Raw genomic sequence first — 17,243 nt, forward strand, 5'->3', positions numbered from 1 at the left:
TTCTTTGAAAGGGAGTAAGCGGCAGGCTCCGCTGGCGGAGCCAAGTGGATGATCTTGCGAGGTTTATTGACCCTCGCAAGGCATTTTAGTGCGGCCGCTTCACGCGTTTTTCAGCAACCCTGTCAATGCCCCGCCACGGCGGGCTTGCCCGCCCCGCGCGCGCCAGGCAATCGCAAACGACAGCGCGACCAACAGCGCCATTGCCCAGGGAAATGAGGCAACGCCCCAGGTATCGAGCAGTACGCCGCCCACCACACCACTGCCGGCAATCGCGCTGTTCCATGCCACCACGTTCAGCGACAGCGCCACGTCTGCGCCGTCACCCGCCGCGTCCGCGAGAGCTGTTTGCAGCAAGGTCGCCGCGCCGCCAAAATAGTCGACGCCATACTTACCAGTCTCTCGGCCTTAAATGCAAGAATCTCATGCCCCCTTGGGCACTGTGATAAATGCGTCGGCTCCGGTTGAATACTCAATGATCGACGGTGTACTCATTTTGAGTTTGTGCCGTTCGATATGGTCGCTTTTCATCCGCGAAAGAAAGCGCACCAGGTACAAACCTGGCTCATCGAGTTTAACGACGTACTTGAGTTCATAGGACTCAGACGGGCCGATATCCAGGTAAGGAAAGACCCACAACGTCGAGCTCAGACCATCGTACCGGGCCGTTGCTACGTCCCAGGCGGGCCCATAAACCGGCAGGCCTGCCTCGAAACGCTGGACTTTGATGATCGATAAAACCCGCCGATCAAGGTTCAGCCTGGCAATGTCGTTGCCACTGTTGGACAGCGTGACGCCTACTTCCAACAAGCTGGAACCCCCTTCGGTAGGCTTCAGGTTAGTCGCCAAGGTTGCCCCTACATGCGCGCTCAATTCGGTTTTCAACTGCAATTCCTTGATCAGGAGCGCGCTCAGTTGTGAGTCCTGCTTAACGTAGTAAGTCACCCAGACCGTCCAGCCGCCCACGCACAACAGGCCGACAAGGGAGAGCAGGCTGGCAACCACCCCCACCTTGATTTGCAGCAGCTCCCAATGGCTGCGTCGCTGAGAGGTTTTTTTAGACGGCGTGCGAGTCATACAGAGGTTGCTCCTGAACAAAGCGAGCAAACTTACGGCAACCCTCTGCGATCAAGCAATAAACGCCACCGGGCGCTCTGCCGGCCGTATCGGTGAGGCTTTACAGAGCGATACCCAGAACGCTCCTACACCTCTTTAAGCTACAAAAATCTGCAGGCTCATCGCCACCTCTTTATAGTAACGCTTCGCATTTGGCGGTTTACCAAGGAACGTGCACCCTCCTCCAGACGGTGCGCGTCATCGTTTAGAAGGATCTCTATGCAAAGCGCAACTCTCTTGCCGACGCGCCTGTTCGGTGCACTGGCGGTGGTCATCTGCGGGCTGTTCAGCGCGCAGGCAAGTGCCGATTACACCGACCGCTCGCTGACTGTCGAAAAAAATAACCAGTCTTACGTAGTGAATGCCGACGGCAGTTTTGTGCTCGACGTCGAGCTGGTCCGGCGCATCAATGAAGAGCGCGCGATCAAGCCCAACGCCGAGCGCTCGGTGAGTTTCAACCGCACGCTGGAAACCGTGGACATCATGGATGCCTACACGCTCAAAGCTGATGGCCGCAAAGTGCCGGTCGCCGCCGACCAGATCAAGGAGCAGCAGGAACAGGCTTCAGCCGAAGCGCCGATGTTCCAGGACTCGCGGGTCAAAGTGGTGATCTTCCCGGACGTTGCCGTGGGTGACCGTATGGTGTTGCACTACCAACGCCAGCGCACCACGCCGATGTTCCCCGGCCAGTTCGAAGACCTGTATGCACCGGACTTCTACGAGAGCCAGCAAATCCACCTCACTTACGACATGCCGGCAGACATGCCGTTGTTCGCTGACGTGAAGGGTTTCAAAGCCATCGCGCCCACCCTAGCCAACGGGCGCAAGATCTACCGCTGGAACCTGGAGCCCACCGAGAAAAACCGCGTTGAAGTCGGCTCTGTTGCCTACACCGATTACGGCCAACGTCTGGCGGTTTCGACGTTCACCGACTACAAACAGTTTGCCCAGGCGTACGCCGCCAGGGCGCAGGTCGAAGTAACAACGGCCATTACCCAACTGGCCAAGAAACTCACCGCCAACCTGGATTCACCGCGCAGCAAAGCGCTGGTGTTGAGTGACTGGGTGCGCAAGAACATTCGCTACGTCGCGGTTTACGTCGGCAATGGCGGCGTGGTGCCGCATTCGGCGCAGGCGGTGCTGGATAACCGTTATGGCGACTGCAAGGACCATGTGGCCTTGCTTGAAGCGCTACTCAAGGCCGTGGCCATTGAAAGCTCCCCCGCACTGATCAACCTCGGCGACGCCTATGTGCTACCAAAGGTGCCGACCTTGGGTGTGCTTAACCATGCGATCACTTACATTCCGGCCCTCGATCTTTATCTGGACTCCACCGCCACCCCCATCGCCGCCGGCTACTTGCTGCTTCCCGAATTGGGCAAACCTGTGTTGCTGACCCAGCGCGGCGAACTGGCGCGTACACCCGTAAACCAACTGGGCAAAGTGGACGGCACGCTGCATTTCAAAATCGACCCGAGCGGCGCGGCGGACTTCACCAATGGCACCACGGTGGAAGGCTGGGCGACGGAACTCAACCGTTTCCTGTTCAAATCGATGATGCCTGCCGACCTTGACCAACTGACCCAGAAAGTCCTCAGCCTGTACGGGCAAACCGGCAGCGGCAAGATCGAAACCGACCCACTGGACAGCAACGCTGCCACCTTCACCTCCACGGTCAAGGGGCGTACCGACAACCTGGTCAACCTGCCCGGCCCTACCGGCGTGCCCACGCTTAGCAGCCTGGCGGGCGGTATCGGCCAGAACGTGTTCAGCTTCCTGTCGGAACAGGAGCGTACTCAGAACTTCACCTGTACCTCCGGCACGATCGAAGAAAAGGCACGCTTCGATTTTCCCAAAGAAGTGAACATCCTGGCGGTGCCCAAGGCCGTCGCCCTGAACACCGGCGGATTCAACTATCAGACCACTTACGTCAAGGAAGGCAACAGCGTACTGATCACCCGCAGCTACGCGTTTAACCGCCCCGACGTGGTGTGCAGCCCACAGGATTTCGTCGCCATGAAGCCGGCGATTGAAAGTATGGTCAACGACCTGAAAAGCCAGATTATTGTGCAGACGCTGTAACCCCACCTTGCCGATTCTCGCGTGACGGGCTGATGCACCGCCGCGCGAGGATCTCCACCCTCCCCTTTAGAACTTCGCCTGCACTCCCACTCGCAGTGTGCGCCCCGGTGCCGGCATGAAACTCTGCGCCAGCGGGTCCAGGTAGTAGCGATCGGTCAGGTTCTGCAGTGACACGTTCAGGCCAGCGTGTTCTTGCAACTTGTAGTTAAGGAACAGATCGACCAAGGCCACTTCGCGGTAATTCAATTGCGGCGTGGTGGCGCCAGTCTGCCAGGGTTTGTCGGCGGTGACGGTGGGGCCTGAGGTGTAGGTGATGCGCGTACCGAGCGTAAGGCTCTGATCGAAGAAACGCAGGCCTGTGGTGAGGTTGCCGGCGAAGCGTGGTGGGTTCTGGGTGTTGGTGTAAGAACCCATGAAGCTGCCCGGCGTGCAGTTCGGCGTATTACCGGTTTGCTGATAAAGGTCACTGGTGGCGCGCAGTGTGGCGGCGAAGGCCGAATCGCAGGTTTCGGTCTTCAGGTAGTAGGTGGACGACAGGTCGGCAAATACGCGTCCGGTATCGTAGCGGGTTTGGAACTCCAGGCCGCTGGTTTTGTAGCTGTCGGTATTGCTGAAGCGCATCAAGCCCCACAGGCCAGGGCTGGGATCGTAGTAGCGGGTGATGTAGTTTTTGATGGTGTTGTTGAAGTAAGCCAGCTTGATCGCCGCCGAGTCGTCATCGAACAACAGCCCCTTTTGCAGCGTGCTGGCGCCGATCTCCCAATTGCTCGAACGCTCGGGCTTCAGGCCCTTGCCGGGCATGGTCTGCAACACGCCCTGGCTGGTTTCGAACAGCGAAGGCATACGAAAGCCTTGGGTGTAAGAGGCATACACAAAGGTGTCCGGCAGCACCTCGATATTGATGCCCACCGCGGGGGCAAAGGCGCCGCCGCTGCTGCTCGCCTTGGCAGAATAGTCATAACCAGTAACCACCTCCCCGACCTGGGACGGATAGACCGTGGAATCAACCACGCCAAAGTTGTTGTACCGAACGCCCTCGAAAGGAAAGTTAGTGTTCTGGAAGACAATGCCATTGTTCAGGCGTGGATCGGTGGCGTCGGTGTAATCGCCGTTCTGATCAGGGAACCACATCATGTTGCCGGAATTGCCGCCGTTGTAGACGCGCAGGTAGCGCAGGTCTCGCTCCTCACGCCGTGCCGTGGCATTGGCGATGTGGTCTTTGCTGCGATAGTGGGTGTAACGTCCGCCGCCCCATAACGTGAGCCTGTCCACAGGCTTGTATTCCAGCTTGCCATTGAAGCTGAACTCCTGCCGCGACCCTTCGCGCAACATACGGTTGGCGTTGATATCGTCCTGGTTGGTGACCACGCCTTTTTGCGGGCGCAGTGCTTCGAGCTGGAACGAGCCGCCCAAGTCCAGCTTCAAGTCGCCGTAGTCGGTGGCCCAGCGCGAGGTATTGGCCAGGCCGCCGCCAATGCGTTGGTTAGCCTGACGGCTCCAGGCGCGGTCCGAGCGATAGGCCTGGGACGCCGGCGCCTTGACCGAGGTGAGCTGGCTGGTTTGCGCGTCGGTCAGCCACAGGTCGGCAGTCAGGTCCATCAACGGGTTACCCGAAGGCAAGTAGTTGTAACGCGCTGTGTAGGTGTCGATCTTGGTGTGACCCAGCGGGTACTGATAGATGCCGCCGGTGCCGAAGCGGAAGATATCCGAAGGCATGATTTCGCCGATGCGTCCGTCATAACGGCGATAGCCCAGGTCGAAGGTATGCCCGTCCGCCGGGCGCAGGGTGGTCTTGAGCAGGAACGATTCGGTGCTCGACGAGGAATTCAGCACTTCTTCGCCGGCGTTGTAGGCGGTGGCCACACTGCTCTGCTCATCGCCCCAGCGGTCGTAAGTACGGTAGCGATCCTGCCCCTTCTTGCCGGCAAAATAGTTGCCTTGATCGCGCTTGGCATAGGCCGCCACGACGTCGAAAAACTCATGGGTATAGGCAAACGCCGCACTGCCAGCCTGCGCCTCTGAGCCAAACAACCCACCGCGACTCTGGTGCGGTTCTGAGTACAGCTCCTGGGTTTTGGAATGCGGGTCTCGGGAGGCTGGGGCGACGCCGTTGTTCCACAGGTCGCCCTTGAGGCGCAGGCCGATGTTCTGGCCGTCTTTGAGGATGTCGTCGACAGTGAGGGTACGCATCTTCACCGTGCCGCCGATGGCGCTGGAGGTCAGGCTTGGGCCCTTGTCGATCGTGATGTCGCTGATCAGGTCCGGGTCGATGTAACTGCGCTGCTGGGTACCGGCGTAACCGCGATAAACATCCAGTGCCTGCTGCGACCCATCCACCGTGACCGCCACCCGGCTCTGGCCCTGGATGCCGCGGATATTCACATCCAGCCCGCCACCATTGCGGCTGTCGCCGACCTGCACGCCCGGCTGGCCCTTGAGCACGTCGCCCACAGAGACCACGCCAAAGCGCTGCATGTCTTCGCCGGAGATGTACACCGATGAGCGCGGCGCGCGGTAGACGTCTTCCTCGTCGAGATTTTCGCCCGTGACCTTTTGCGTCGGCAGCAGGACTGCACCTTGATGCGCACGCAAGACATAGCCGCCGTCGGCCTGGCGCTGATAGCCCAGGCCAGTGCCTGAGAGCAGTTGGGTCAGGCCCGACTCAATGTTGTACTCCCCCTGCAGCCCGTGGCTGGTCTTGTCGGCCGTAAGCAGCGCACTGCCCGCCATGCTGATGCCCGCCTCGGCACCAAAGCGCGACAGCACTTGATCCAGCGGGCCGGCGCTAATTCGGTAAGGGCGTTCGCCGGCGGCAAAAACCAGCTCACCGTAGAGCGGCTGTAAACTCAAAAACAGCAAGCTGAATGTATGGGTACGCAAGACACGAGCGGGGGAAATCATGCAAGGCTCCTAGGGGTTGAAACCCACCTGTGCCGGTGGGTAATACCTAAAGGCCAAGCCAGATCGAAAAAACTATCGCGCCGCGAAAAAAAAACTTCACGCAGGCACCACCGTCACCCAGTAACGCGTTCTTCGCTCGATACGCACCGGCAACGTGTTGGCGACCAGCGCGAGCGCAGCATCGGTATCGTCCAGCTGGAAACTGCCGGTTATACGCAGGCCCGCCACTGCTTCGCTGCAACGCAAGAAGCCTTGGCGATAGCGCGAGAGTTCAGCCAGCAATTGATCCAGGCGCATGCGCTCGGCGGGCAGGATGCCGCGCATCCAGGCCTGGGCCAGCAACACGTCGATAGCGGTCGGGGGCCCCGCTCCGTGCTCATCAACCTGTAGTTGCCAGCCAGCCTGCAACGGTACAGGTGCTGGCTGATGCCGCGTGCTCACTTGCGCCAGACCGCGCAAGACCGTCACTTGCGTGCCATGGCCATCATGGCGCACCAGCAGGTGGGCGCCATGGCTGTAGAGCACCGCGTTTGGGGTCAGCAGCTCCAACGACGCGGAACTTGCCGGAGTATCCAGGGCCAATTCGCCCTCGACCAACTGCACGCTGCGCCGCCCCGCGCTCATGTCCAGGTTCACCGCACTGGCGGTGTTCAGCCACAGCGAATAGCCATCCGCCAGGGCCCAGTGGCGCCGCTCGCCAACGCGCGTGCGATAGCTCGCCAATGCCGAACGCACCAAGGTGGAATCCGCCGTTTGCCAGGAGATCCCACCCAGCAGCCCCAACGCCAGCAAACACTTGAGCACCTGGCGACGACGCTGCGGATCAGCCCCGGCCGCCTGCAACGCCCGGCGCGCCGTGGCATCGGCTAATAGATTGGCGCCCGGCTGAAGCAGCAGGGGCAAGCTGCTTACCCGCTGCCACGCATGCTCATGCTCGGCACTGGCCTGGCGCCATAACTGCAAGGCCTGATGCTCGCCAGCACTCATCAACCCGGATTGCATCCGCACCAGCCAATCGATGGCAACGTCCCGCACGCGAGGATCAACCGCGGCGCCACTCATTCGAACCGGCTCGCGTAGCAAACACTGAACGCCTTGCCCATGGCGCGCTGCACCTGGGCCACGGTCAGGCTCAACTGCGCGGCGATCTGTGGATAGGTCAGCCCATCGAGCTGGGACAAAAAGAAAATCTGCCGAACCCGCGCCGACAACCCGACCAGCAGCGAATCGAGCTGCAACAACGTCTCGATCATCAAGTGGCGCTCCTCCGGCGACGGCTCCTCGGCCACCGGCCGCGCCGCCAGCGCTTCCAGGTACGCCCGCTCGATCGCTTGGCGACGCCAGCGATTGATCAGCAAACCATTGGCGATCGTGGCAAGAAACGCCATGGGCTGGCGCAGCTCGCGCACATCTTCCTTGGAGCGCAGCACGCGGATAAAGGTGTCGTGTGCCAGGTCTTCGGCATCGGCACTGTGCCCCAAACGCCGATGCAGCCAGCTTCGAAGCCAGCCATGGTGATTCGCATACAGCTTGGCGACCGGCGAGGCGATGCTGTCGTCGTGCATGTCAGGTCCGCATTAAATGATAATGCTTCTCATCTTATGGCTTTGGTGTGGGCGTTGTATAGGGGTTGGAGTGGCTGCCATTAGTCAAATCCAAGGCAAAAAAAAGCCTGCATCTCTGCAGGCTTTTCTCTATCTGGCTCCACGACCTGGACTCGAACCAGGGACCCAATGATTAACAGTCATTTGCTCTACCAACTGAGCTATCGCGGAATGCGCCGTATGTTACTGATTAAAAAGAAGAAGTCAAGCACTGAGGCATATTTTCCAGAATTCCCTCGGATAACCACTGCAAACGTCTATACCGGGCTGGCCATTTCTTTGGCCAGGTCCAGCCAAGCGCGGGCGGCTGGCGGCAGGTGTGCACTGGCGCGCCACGCCAAGGCGATGTGCCAATCGGTGTGCGCCTCGTCCAGCGCAATCAGCGCGATGCCGGGTTGCTGATGCTTGTGCGCAAGCATGCGCGGCAGGAAAGCGACGCCTAGCCCCGCCGCCACCAAGTCGACGATAAAGTCGATCTGGCCGCTGCGTGCCGTTACCCTCGGCGTCACGCCCTTGCGTTCACAGGCCGCAAGGATCTTGGCATTCAGGGCGAAACCCGCTTCGAACAGGATAAACGGCGAATCCGCCAGGTCGTTGAAATCAATGCGCGTACATTGGGCGAGTGGATGGCTCATGGGCAGCACGGCCATCAGGGGTTCGTTGCGCACCGACTGGTAGTCGAAATCTTCATCCATGGGCAACAGCAGCGCCGCCAGATCGACCTCGCCGGCTTCCAGGCATTCACGCAATTTCTTGCTGCCATACTCGGTCAGCTCGATATCGATGTCCGGATACCGCCTGCGGTAAGCGGCGAACATCGCGGCAAACAGCACGCCGCAGCCCACGGGCGGCAAGCCAATGCGCAATACACCACGCTTGAGCCCGCGCAGGTCGTTGATCTCGGCCACCAAGTCGTTGCGTTCAGCGAGCAACACCAGCGCGCGGCGGTAGGCAATTTCGCCAGCGGCGGTCAGTTCGTTCCTGTGGCCGAGGCGATTGAGCAGCGGCGTACCCAACTCATCTTCCAGCGTCTTGACCGCCTTGCTCACGGTGGACTGAGTCAGGGACACCACCTGGGCCGCCTGGGAGAAACCGCCCTGGCGCACCACTTCGACAAAGGCGCGCAATGTTCTGAGGTTCATCGGTATTCCTTTGGCGACTGGCTGCTAGCGATAAAAGTTGTTTTTATCATGCCAGATCTTTCCTTATGCTGAACCCACCTTGCCTTGTGGAGACCCTGTTGATGATCATCTCGTCCGCTTCCGATTACCGCGCAGCCGCAAAGCGCAAACTGCCGCGGTTTCTGTTCGACTACATCGACGGCGGCGCCTATGCCGAACACACGATGCGCGCCAACAGTTCGGATTTGGCCGAGATCAGCCTGCGCCAGCGCGTCCTGCGCAATGTCGACAACCTGAGCCTCAAGACCCACCTGTTCGGCCAGGAACTGGCCATGCCCGTGATCCTGAGCCCGGTGGGGCTTACCGGCATGTACGCGCGGCGCGGTGAGGTGCAAGCGGCAAAGGCAGCGGCGAACCAGGGCATTCCGTTTTGTTTGTCGACGGTGTCGGTGTGTTCGATTGAAGAAGTGGCGTCGCAGAGCCCGCAGTCGATCTGGTTCCAGCTCTACGTGCTCAAGGACCGTGGGTTCATGCGCAATGCGCTGGAGCGTGCGCAGGCTGCCGGGGTCACCACACTGGTATTCACCGTGGACATGCCGACGCCTGGCGCGCGTTACCGCGATGCGCACTCCGGCATGTCCGGGCCGTTCGCGGCATCGCGACGCATGCTGCAAGCGCTCACCAAACCGCAATGGGCCTTCGACGTAGGCCTGATGGGCCGCCCGCACGACCTGGGCAATATCTCAAAATACCTCGGCAAGCCTACTCATCTGGAAGATTACATCGGTTGGCTGGCCAACAACTTCGACCCCTCCATCAGTTGGAAAGACCTGGAGTGGATCCGTGAATTCTGGAAAGGCCCGATGATCATCAAAGGCATTCTCGACCCGCAGGATGCCAAGGATGCGCTGAGTTTCGGCGCCGACGGTATCGTGGTCTCCAACCACGGCGGCCGTCAGCTCGATGGCGTGCTCTCCACCGCCAGAGCCTTGCCGCCGATTGCTGATGTGGTTGGCGATGACCTGACGGTACTGGTCGACTCGGGCATCCGTTCCGGGCTGGATGTGGTGCGCATGCTCGCACTGGGTGCCAAGGCCTGCCTGCTGGGACGCGCGACGGCCTACGCGCTGGCCGCCGATGGCCAGCACGGCGTTGAAAACCTGCTGGACATCTTCGCCAAGGAGATGCGCGTGGCCATGACGCTGACCGGCGTGACGTCGATTGACCAGATTGACAGCACTACGCTGGTTCAATCAGCCAAATAACTGACGTCATTACCCAACGACTGTTTTTACTCTGTAAAACGGTCGTTGATTTATAAGAAGTTTTAATAAGTTAAACGAAATGGCATGAATCTCGCTCTAATCCCTTTCAAGCAGGTTAGGCGATGACAAGACGTGCGGCGGTATCCAGGGGTTATAACCCATGGTAAAGCGGTTTAAACTGTTACCAATGTTTTACGGAACTGAAGGAACAGTAAGACGCTTGGCACTCGCCACTCTCACGCAGCCTGTAAGACAGTTAAGTGCTTAGAGGCAGATAGCTTATGAAAACACCGACCCAGACTCACGCAATTGACTTCGACAGTGCCAAATTGCAACGCCTGGGTTTTGGTCAGCCATCTCTCCTGCCACCCCGTCGACCGACGTCGTTTGCCCAGCTTCGTCAGCAATTGAGCCAACAATTGCAAGTCAGTCTGGAGCCCCAGCGCATCCTTGGCCTGTTCTTTCGCGAGATTCAGCGCCTGGTGCCTCTGGACGCATTGCAGTATCGCCACGAAGCCAGCGACCTGCGCCTGGAATTTGGTCATCGCGGCCACCACTCGGTGAGCTATGCCTTGAGCCATGAAGGTGAGCACTTGGGCGAGCTGGTATTTCGACGCAATCAACGCTTGCTGGAAGACGAACTGGTCCAGCTTGAAGCGCTGCTGGCAACCTTGCTTTACCCGATGCGCAATGCCCTGCTCTACCGCGCCGCCACTCGCAGCGCTCTGCGCGACCCGTTGACCGAAACCGGTAATCGCGTGGCCATGGACCAGACCCTGCAACGCGAAATCGACATGGCCCGGCGGCACATGAACCCGTTGTCCCTGCTGATGCTGGACATCGATCACTTCAAGAACATCAACGACACTCACGGCCATGCAACCGGCGACACCGTCCTGCGCGCGGTGGCCGGGGCGATCAAGAGCCAGTTGCGCAATGTCGACATGGTGTTTCGATTTGGCGGGGAAGAGTTTCTGATCCTGCTCTCCAACACCGGCCGGGACGCGGCAGGGATGGTCGGCGAGCGCCTGCGCAAGGCGGCACAAGCTCAGGACTATTGGGCGGAGACCACACGGGTCGAGCTGACGGTGAGCCTGGGATGTTCGACGCTGTTGGCCGCCGAGTCTGCCGAAAGCCTGTTGCGCCGTGCCGACAACGCCTTGTACGTGGCCAAGCGCGAAGGTCGCAACCGCTTGGCAATGGCGGGGTAAACACCCCGCCATCACGCTTACATCACGCCTCGCTGGCGACGCGAACCTGACGTTCGCGAGTGGCCGCAGGCGCCTTTGCTTTTTCGTTCTCCAACCGCATGCAGCTTTCCAAGAACAGGTACATGTAGTCGTAGCTCTTGCACACCGCCTGACGCAGCTCTACCTGCAGGGCTTTGCTGGGATTCGTCCCGGCCAGGGTGCAGATGATTTCCAGCGCTTCCCATGGGTGGGCGTCGTCATACTGCGCGTGCATCTTCAACCACTTCATGGCGCGCTTGCGGTCTTCCTCAGGGAAGGCTGCCGCGTAAACACCGGTCGAGCACACCACCGCCGACCACTCACCGGTTGCACCTTCGATCGCGTAGTTGGTGGCGGCAATCGCGACGATCAACGAATCGGCCGAGCTGGTATGCCAGCACCAATGGCTCAGTGCGTGCAGCTCAGGCGGTACGTTCTGCGCTTGCAGTTCTTCCAGGCTGACGCCGTGGGCACGGGCCCAATGCACCCAATAGTCGGCGTGGTTGAGCTCCACGCGAATATTGCGCATCAACCACCGGCGCGCCATATCCTCCCCAGGATGACGGGCAAACTTGGTCTTGGTGAGGTTTTGTGCCATGTACAAGGCAAACTGTTCAACCACTGGCCAGCCACCGATCAGGTAGTGACGCAGGGTCTTGGCGCTGAGCGTGTTGTCACGCATGCGCTGATACAGTTCGTGCTCGACAACTCGGCGCTTGCTCTCGCTACAGTCCTGGATCAATTGCTGCGCCCAGGCGGGTAACTCGAGGCTTCCATAAGCGGGCCGGTTCTGTTGAATGTGTCGATCACTGTAAGGCTCCTTTTTAAGTGTGATTGTACAGACCAGCAAAGTTTCAGCGGAATGTGCCGGGCGCCTTGAATAACAGAGGCTGCGGCCGCACAGGTCGACACTGCAAGCTGTCAAAGGTAAACAATTGCGGGCGTTCAATCAGGTAGCCCTGAGCGTAATCCACACCTATCTCCAGTAACGCCTGTTCGATTTGCGGTGTTTCAACAAACTCGGCAATTGTGCGCTTACCCATGACATGGCCGATGTGGTTGATCACTTCGACCATAGCGCGGTTAATCGGGTCGTCCAGCATATCCTTTACGAAACTTCCATCGATCTTCAGGAAGTCTACAGGTAAATGTTTCAGATAGGCGAATGAGGACATTCCGGCGCAAAAATCGTCGAGCGAAAAATGGCAACCTAAGGCTTTGAGTTCATTAATAAACCGAATTGCACTGCCCAAATTCGCTATAGCGCTGGTTTCGGTTATTTCAAAACAAATCATTTCAGGCGGAATGCTGTAAGCCTCGAATTTCTCACGTAAAAACCCAAGAAAATCGTCATCTCCAATAGTTATCCCTGACAGATTTATCGCACACATGGCCATAGGTCGGCCCGCACGCTCGTGCATGCAACGGGCGATGATCTTGAATACGTTCTCCACCACCCAGCGGTCCAGCGAAGTCATTAAACCGTAACGTTCGGCGGCCGGGATAAAACTGTCGGGAAGGATGATCCGGCCCGCCTCGTCGTGCAGGCGCAGCAGGATTTCAATATGGCCATTGCCGCCATCGGTTTGGCCCAGCGGGGAGATTTCCTGGGCGTAGAGGCAAAAGCGATTCTCCTCCAATGCCATGTGCAGGCGCTGCACCCAAGCCATCTCGCCAAAACGCACGGATAACTCCGAGTCATCTGCGTGGTAGACCTGCACACGGTTGCGGCCCTTTTCCTTGGCCATGTAGCACGCCATGTCGGCGGCTCGTAACGAGGCTTCCAGCGTGGTCGGGGTTTGCGAAATGTGCACCAGGCCAATACTGACGGTGGTCATGAAGGGCCGCCCCTTCCACACAAAATGCAGGCTTTGCACGGTATGGCGCAGGCTCTCGGCGATCTTTTCCGCCACAGGTACCGGACAGTTCTCCAGCAGAATGCCGAACTCGTCCCCGCCCAGCCGCGCCAGCGTGTCGCCCTCACGCAGGTCCGATTGCAGCAGTGCGCAGATGTGGCGCAGCAATTCGTCCCCCGCTGCATGACCGCAGGTGTCGTTGACCAGTTTGAACTGGTCAAGGTCGAGGAACATCAGCGCATGTCGCCCGCTCTGCTGGCGCCCCGCAGGGTGCAGCACTTGCTCAAGGCGATACTCGAATTCGCGGCGGTTGGCCAGGCCGGTCAACGCATCGTGGGTCGCTTGCCAGGAGAGGTTGGCAATGTATTGACGCTCCTGAGTCATGTCGTGCAGCACCAGCACCGCGCCGCTGACCTTGCCTGCACTGCGAATCGGCGCGCCCACCAGCGTCACTGACACGGTGCTGCCGTCCAGGCGCTGGATCAGCTTCGAATGTTCGCTGCCGCCACTGAGCTGGCCCTTGATAATGTGCTCCAGCAGCGTAAAACCGTCCGGCTCGGCGTTCTCGTCCAGCAGCTTGAACAGCGCCGCCAGGGGCAGCCCTTGGGCCTGCGCCGAGCGCCAGTGAGTCAGTGCCTCCGCCGCAGGGTTCATGTAGGCAATGGCGCCGTCGACGTCGGTGGTGATCACGCCGTCGCCGATCGACTCAAGGGTGATCTGCGCCCGCTCCTTCTCCACCTGCAGCGCGTCGGCGAAGGCATGGCGCTGGGTCAGCAACTTGTGGGTGCGCAGCAGGGCCAGCACGATCAGGCCCAGTGCGGTGGCCAGGTTAGTGATCAACAGCAGACGCAGGATGACCCGCGAGCCCTCGCCCAGGGCATCACTGAAGGCCTTGGCAGCCGGCGTAACGCCGTCGTTGATGGCGGTGATGCGCGTTTTCCAGGCGTGCACGTCGGTGCTGCTGGCCTGGTCAGCGCTGATCGCCCGATGCATGGCGCGCGCCAGGTCATCCAATTGCACCAGGTAACCGTCGCCCACGGTCCACAGCTCGATGGCCTTTTCCAGATAACTGAAATGGCGGAAGTTGAGGTACAGCCAGATCAGGCTGGAAACGTCATCAGGATGGTTGCCGCCCTTGAGGATACCCAGGCGCGCGGCCGTCAGGTCGGGGGTGGGCCGGTCGAGGGCAATGCGCAACTCATGCCCGCCTTGGGGCACTGAGATGGCTTGCTGGTATTTGAGGTAAGTGGCCGGATCGCGGTTGTCGGCGTAAAGGGTCAGGTAGTAGATCGCATCTTTCTGGCCCTTGGACCACAGGCTTTCACCGGCCACATACCCGCGTACCGCCGAGAGCATGTAAAGGCTGACGCAACCCAGCAATGCCTGGAACAGTACCACCGCGATAAACGGCCAGACGATGCCCAACAACCGAGGCGTACTTAACGTCGTTCCGAGAGTGCGCTTTTGCTTCATGAGGTCCCTTGCACAAGCACTACCAAAAACAGGCGAGTGATTAACGCTCCTGACAGCACAATCTTGGCTAAATTCGCTCGATCCGCTCAAGGGCGCCGGCTCGATTCAGCGCCTGAACCTTGAACGGCGCAGGAAAGCCGCTATTTCCTGGGGAGACTCTTGTGCCTGCCAGAGTCAATCATTGCAAACCCAACATCACCTAACTTGCTGCAAATGTCCGTAGAGCTTGGCGTACAGGCCACCGTCAGCGATCAACTGCTGATGATCGCCATCCTCGGCGATGTGCCCACCATCAAACACCAGTACCCGGTCAGCCTGTTTCACCGCTGAAAGCCGGTGCGCGATGATCAGTGTAGTACGCCCACTGAGAAACCGCGCCAGCGCCTGGTGCAGGTTGTACTCGGTGGCGGCGTCCAGGGCGGACGTGGCCTCATCCAGAATCACTACTTTGGGCTCGGCCAACACCATTCGCGCAATGGCCAGGCGTTGACGCTGACCGCCGGAAAAGCGTACGCCGGAGCGCCCCACTACGCTGTCCAGCCCCAGCGGCAGTGCCTTGACGGTAGCATCCAACTGGGCGATTTCCAGTGCCTGCCAACAGGCCTGGTCGCTGCGGGTGCGCCCCATGGTCAGGTTGGCGCGCACGGTATCGTTGAACAACGCCGGGTGTTGCAGCACCACGGCGACGTTTTCGCGGATGGTCGCAAGCCCGATTTCCTGCTGGGTGGCCCCGCCGAAGCGAATGCTGCCGGCTTGCGGCGTATACAGCCCCAGCAGCAGTTGCACCAGGGTACTTTTGCCGCCGCCACTGGCGCCGACAATCGCGACCTTCTCACCCGGCGCAATGGCCAGGTTCAACTGGTCGAGCACCAGCTCGTCGCCGTAGCCGAAATCCAGACCGCGCACCTCGATGCCGACGGTCTCACGCCCGGCAAACGGGTCTGCGCCGCCGGCATACTGCGGCTCGTCGGCGCGCGCCAGCAGCTCGTTGATCCGCGTCAACGCCCCGCCCGCCGCGTAGTAAGCGTATTGCAGGTTCAACAGTTGCTCCACCGGCCCGATCATGAACCACAGGTAGCTGAACACCGCGAGCATCTGGCCGATGGACAAGTCGGAAAACAGCACGGTGAGCATCGCCGCAGCGCGGAAGATGTCGATGCCAAACTGAAACAACAAGCCACTGGCACGGCTGGAGGCGTCGGTTTTCCATTGGGAGTGGATCGCGTAGTCGCGCACTTCCTGGGCGCGCTGGCCAAGGCGCCCGAGGAAAAAGCCCTGGCGGTTGCCCGCCCGCACTTCCTGAATCGCGTCGAGGGTTTCGGTCAACGCCTGGGTAAAGCGCGACGTGCTGTCGTTTTCAAGCTTCTTCAAGTGTTTGACGCGTTTGCCCAGCTGTACCGTGGCGTAGATCACCAGCGGATTGAACAGCAGGATCAGCAGCGCCAGCTGCCAGTGCATCCACACCAGAATCGCCGAAGTACCGACCAGCGTGAGCATGGCCACCAGGAAGCGACTGAGGGTTTCGCCGACAAATTTGTCCAGCGTATCCAGGTCGGTGACCAGGTGCGTGGTGACCGTGCCACTGCCCAGGCTTTCGTATTCGCCAAGGGAAATGCGCTTGAGCCGCTCGATCAGGCGCACGCGAATGCGATAGACAATGTCCTTCGCCAGCCGCGCAAACAGCCGCGCCTGCACCACGTTGAACACCAGTGCGCCGCAACGCAGGCACAGCGTCACCAACAGCATCAGGCCGATATAACCGGCAGCCTTCTGCCAGCCCAGGGGCAACGCGTTGTTCATCACCTTGAGCGCGGCATCGCCACGGCCCAGCAACACTTCGTCGACCAGCAGAGGCAACAGCAAGGGAATCGGCACGCTGCACAACGTCGCCAGCACAGCGACGCCATTGGCAATCCACAGCGATTTTTTGTGGCGCAGGGCCAGACGGCGAATTTCCGCCCAGGTCAGTCGGTCGGTACGGTCGGGCTGGTCATGCACAGGTGGCTCGCTCCAACCAGCGGGCGAGCAATGGCGACAGCTCGGACAGCGGCTGGTAGCCGTTGGTCAACAAGGCCAACTGACCGTTACGCTCCGCCAGCAAGGTCGGAAAACCAGCAATGCCCAAATCCTGCACCCAGGTGAAATCAGCGGCCGTCGCGGCGTGCTGCTCGGCGCGGTCGAACGCGCCGGCAAACTCGATACGCGGGATGCCCGCCTCCTCGGCCAGTTCGACCAGCACGCTGGCCAGGGTCACATCGCGGCCCTCGACGTAAAACGCGCGCTGGATCAGCCCCAGCAGCTTCCACGCGCAATCCGGCGCCAGGCTGCGCGCCGTGACGATGGCGCGGCACGCGGGCTCGGTGTCATAGACAAAACCATCGGGCAACGCGCCTTCACGTGTGAACGGCTGACCGGTGGCCTCGGTGACCGCCTGCCAGTGCTCAAGGATGTAGCGCCGGGTGGTCGGCTCCAATGCCGCGCCACTGCCGGTGCGCAAACCACCCACCACCAGGTGCAGCTCAACGCCCGCAGCCTGGGCCTGCTCGACCAACGCTTCGGCCACCGGGGCAAAGCCCCAGCACCAGGAACACATCGGGTC

At 60.2% G+C, this 17,243-nt stretch carries 11 protein-coding genes, 1 tRNA gene and 2 pseudogenes; 3 read left to right on the top strand and 11 right to left on the bottom strand.

Annotated features, from left to right (window positions below; all coding sequences use genetic code 11):
• Positions 1-99 precede the first annotated feature (99 nt).
• A pseudogene (locus tag AB5I78_RS20070) lies at positions 100-372 on the bottom strand (MFS transporter); the annotation flags it as partial.
• 48 nt (positions 373-420) lie between these two features.
• Positions 421-1,074, bottom strand: coding sequence for a hypothetical protein (locus AB5I78_RS20075; RefSeq protein WP_369301188.1), 654 nt, complete (start codon positions 1,072-1,074; stop codon positions 421-423).
• A 258-nt stretch (positions 1,075-1,332) separates the two neighbouring features.
• Between AB5I78_RS20075 and AB5I78_RS20080 the strand changes: the two genes are divergently transcribed.
• On the top strand, positions 1,333-3,195 hold the full coding sequence (locus AB5I78_RS20080; RefSeq protein ID WP_369301189.1) for a DUF3857 domain-containing transglutaminase family protein: 1,863 nt from the start codon (positions 1,333-1,335) through the stop codon (positions 3,193-3,195).
• Positions 3,196-3,261: 66 nt separating this feature from the next.
• On the opposite strand, the gene AB5I78_RS20085 is transcribed toward AB5I78_RS20080, so the two are convergent.
• From AB5I78_RS20085 to AB5I78_RS20105, 5 genes are all read right to left on the bottom strand, one after another.
• Positions 3,262-6,096, bottom strand: a complete 2,835-nt coding sequence (locus AB5I78_RS20085; protein ID WP_369301191.1) for a TonB-dependent receptor domain-containing protein — start codon at positions 6,094-6,096, stop codon at positions 3,262-3,264.
• 96 nt (positions 6,097-6,192) lie between these two features.
• Entirely contained in the window at positions 6,193-7,158 is a 966-nt protein-coding gene (locus AB5I78_RS20090; protein WP_369301193.1) for a FecR domain-containing protein, read from the bottom strand.
• Entirely contained in the window at positions 7,155-7,661 is a 507-nt protein-coding gene (locus tag AB5I78_RS20095; protein ID WP_242195440.1) for a sigma-70 family RNA polymerase sigma factor, read from the bottom strand. Before AB5I78_RS20095 ends, AB5I78_RS20090 begins: the two co-directional genes overlap by 4 nt.
• Before the next feature lie 134 nt (positions 7,662-7,795).
• Positions 7,796-7,871, bottom strand: a tRNA-Asn gene (locus AB5I78_RS20100).
• Positions 7,872-7,957: 86 nt separating this feature from the next.
• Entirely contained in the window at positions 7,958-8,842 is an 885-nt protein-coding gene (locus AB5I78_RS20105; protein ID WP_145158721.1) for a LysR family transcriptional regulator, read from the bottom strand.
• Between the two features lie 101 nt (positions 8,843-8,943).
• Between AB5I78_RS20105 and lldD the strand changes: the two genes are divergently transcribed.
• Together lldD and AB5I78_RS20115 are read left to right on the top strand one after the other, a co-directional pair.
• A complete protein-coding gene (lldD, locus tag AB5I78_RS20110; protein WP_369301194.1) occupies positions 8,944-10,086 on the top strand; it encodes an FMN-dependent L-lactate dehydrogenase LldD in 1,143 nt (380 codons plus the stop codon).
• 281 nt (positions 10,087-10,367) lie between these two features.
• Positions 10,368-11,297: a GGDEF domain-containing protein gene (locus AB5I78_RS20115; protein ID WP_369301195.1), complete on the top strand. Its 930-nt coding sequence runs from the start codon at positions 10,368-10,370 to the stop codon at positions 11,295-11,297.
• A gap of 22 nt (positions 11,298-11,319) precedes the next feature.
• Here the strand turns inward: AB5I78_RS20115 and AB5I78_RS20120 are convergent.
• The 4 genes and pseudogenes from AB5I78_RS20120 to AB5I78_RS20135 form a co-directional block, all read right to left on the bottom strand.
• A pseudogene (locus AB5I78_RS20120) lies at positions 11,320-12,092 on the bottom strand (TenA family transcriptional regulator).
• Between the two features lie 77 nt (positions 12,093-12,169).
• Entirely contained in the window at positions 12,170-14,644 is a 2,475-nt protein-coding gene (locus AB5I78_RS20125) for an EAL domain-containing protein (protein ID WP_262207917.1), read from the bottom strand.
• A 195-nt stretch (positions 14,645-14,839) separates the two neighbouring features.
• The gene (locus AB5I78_RS20130) at positions 14,840-16,642 is read right to left on the bottom strand and encodes an ABC transporter ATP-binding protein (RefSeq protein WP_369301197.1); all 1,803 of its coding nucleotides are present in this window, start codon (positions 16,640-16,642) and stop codon (positions 14,840-14,842) included.
• Positions 16,635-17,237, bottom strand: coding sequence for a DsbA family protein (locus AB5I78_RS20135; RefSeq protein ID WP_177410076.1), 603 nt, complete (start codon positions 17,235-17,237; stop codon positions 16,635-16,637). The genes AB5I78_RS20130 and AB5I78_RS20135 overlap by 8 nt, the downstream gene beginning before the upstream one ends.
• Positions 17,238-17,243 lie beyond the last annotated feature (6 nt).

It is taken from the genome of Pseudomonas sp. N2-3-1-14 (genome assembly GCF_041228395.1).
GTDB lineage: Bacteria > Pseudomonadota > Gammaproteobacteria > Pseudomonadales > Pseudomonadaceae > Aquipseudomonas.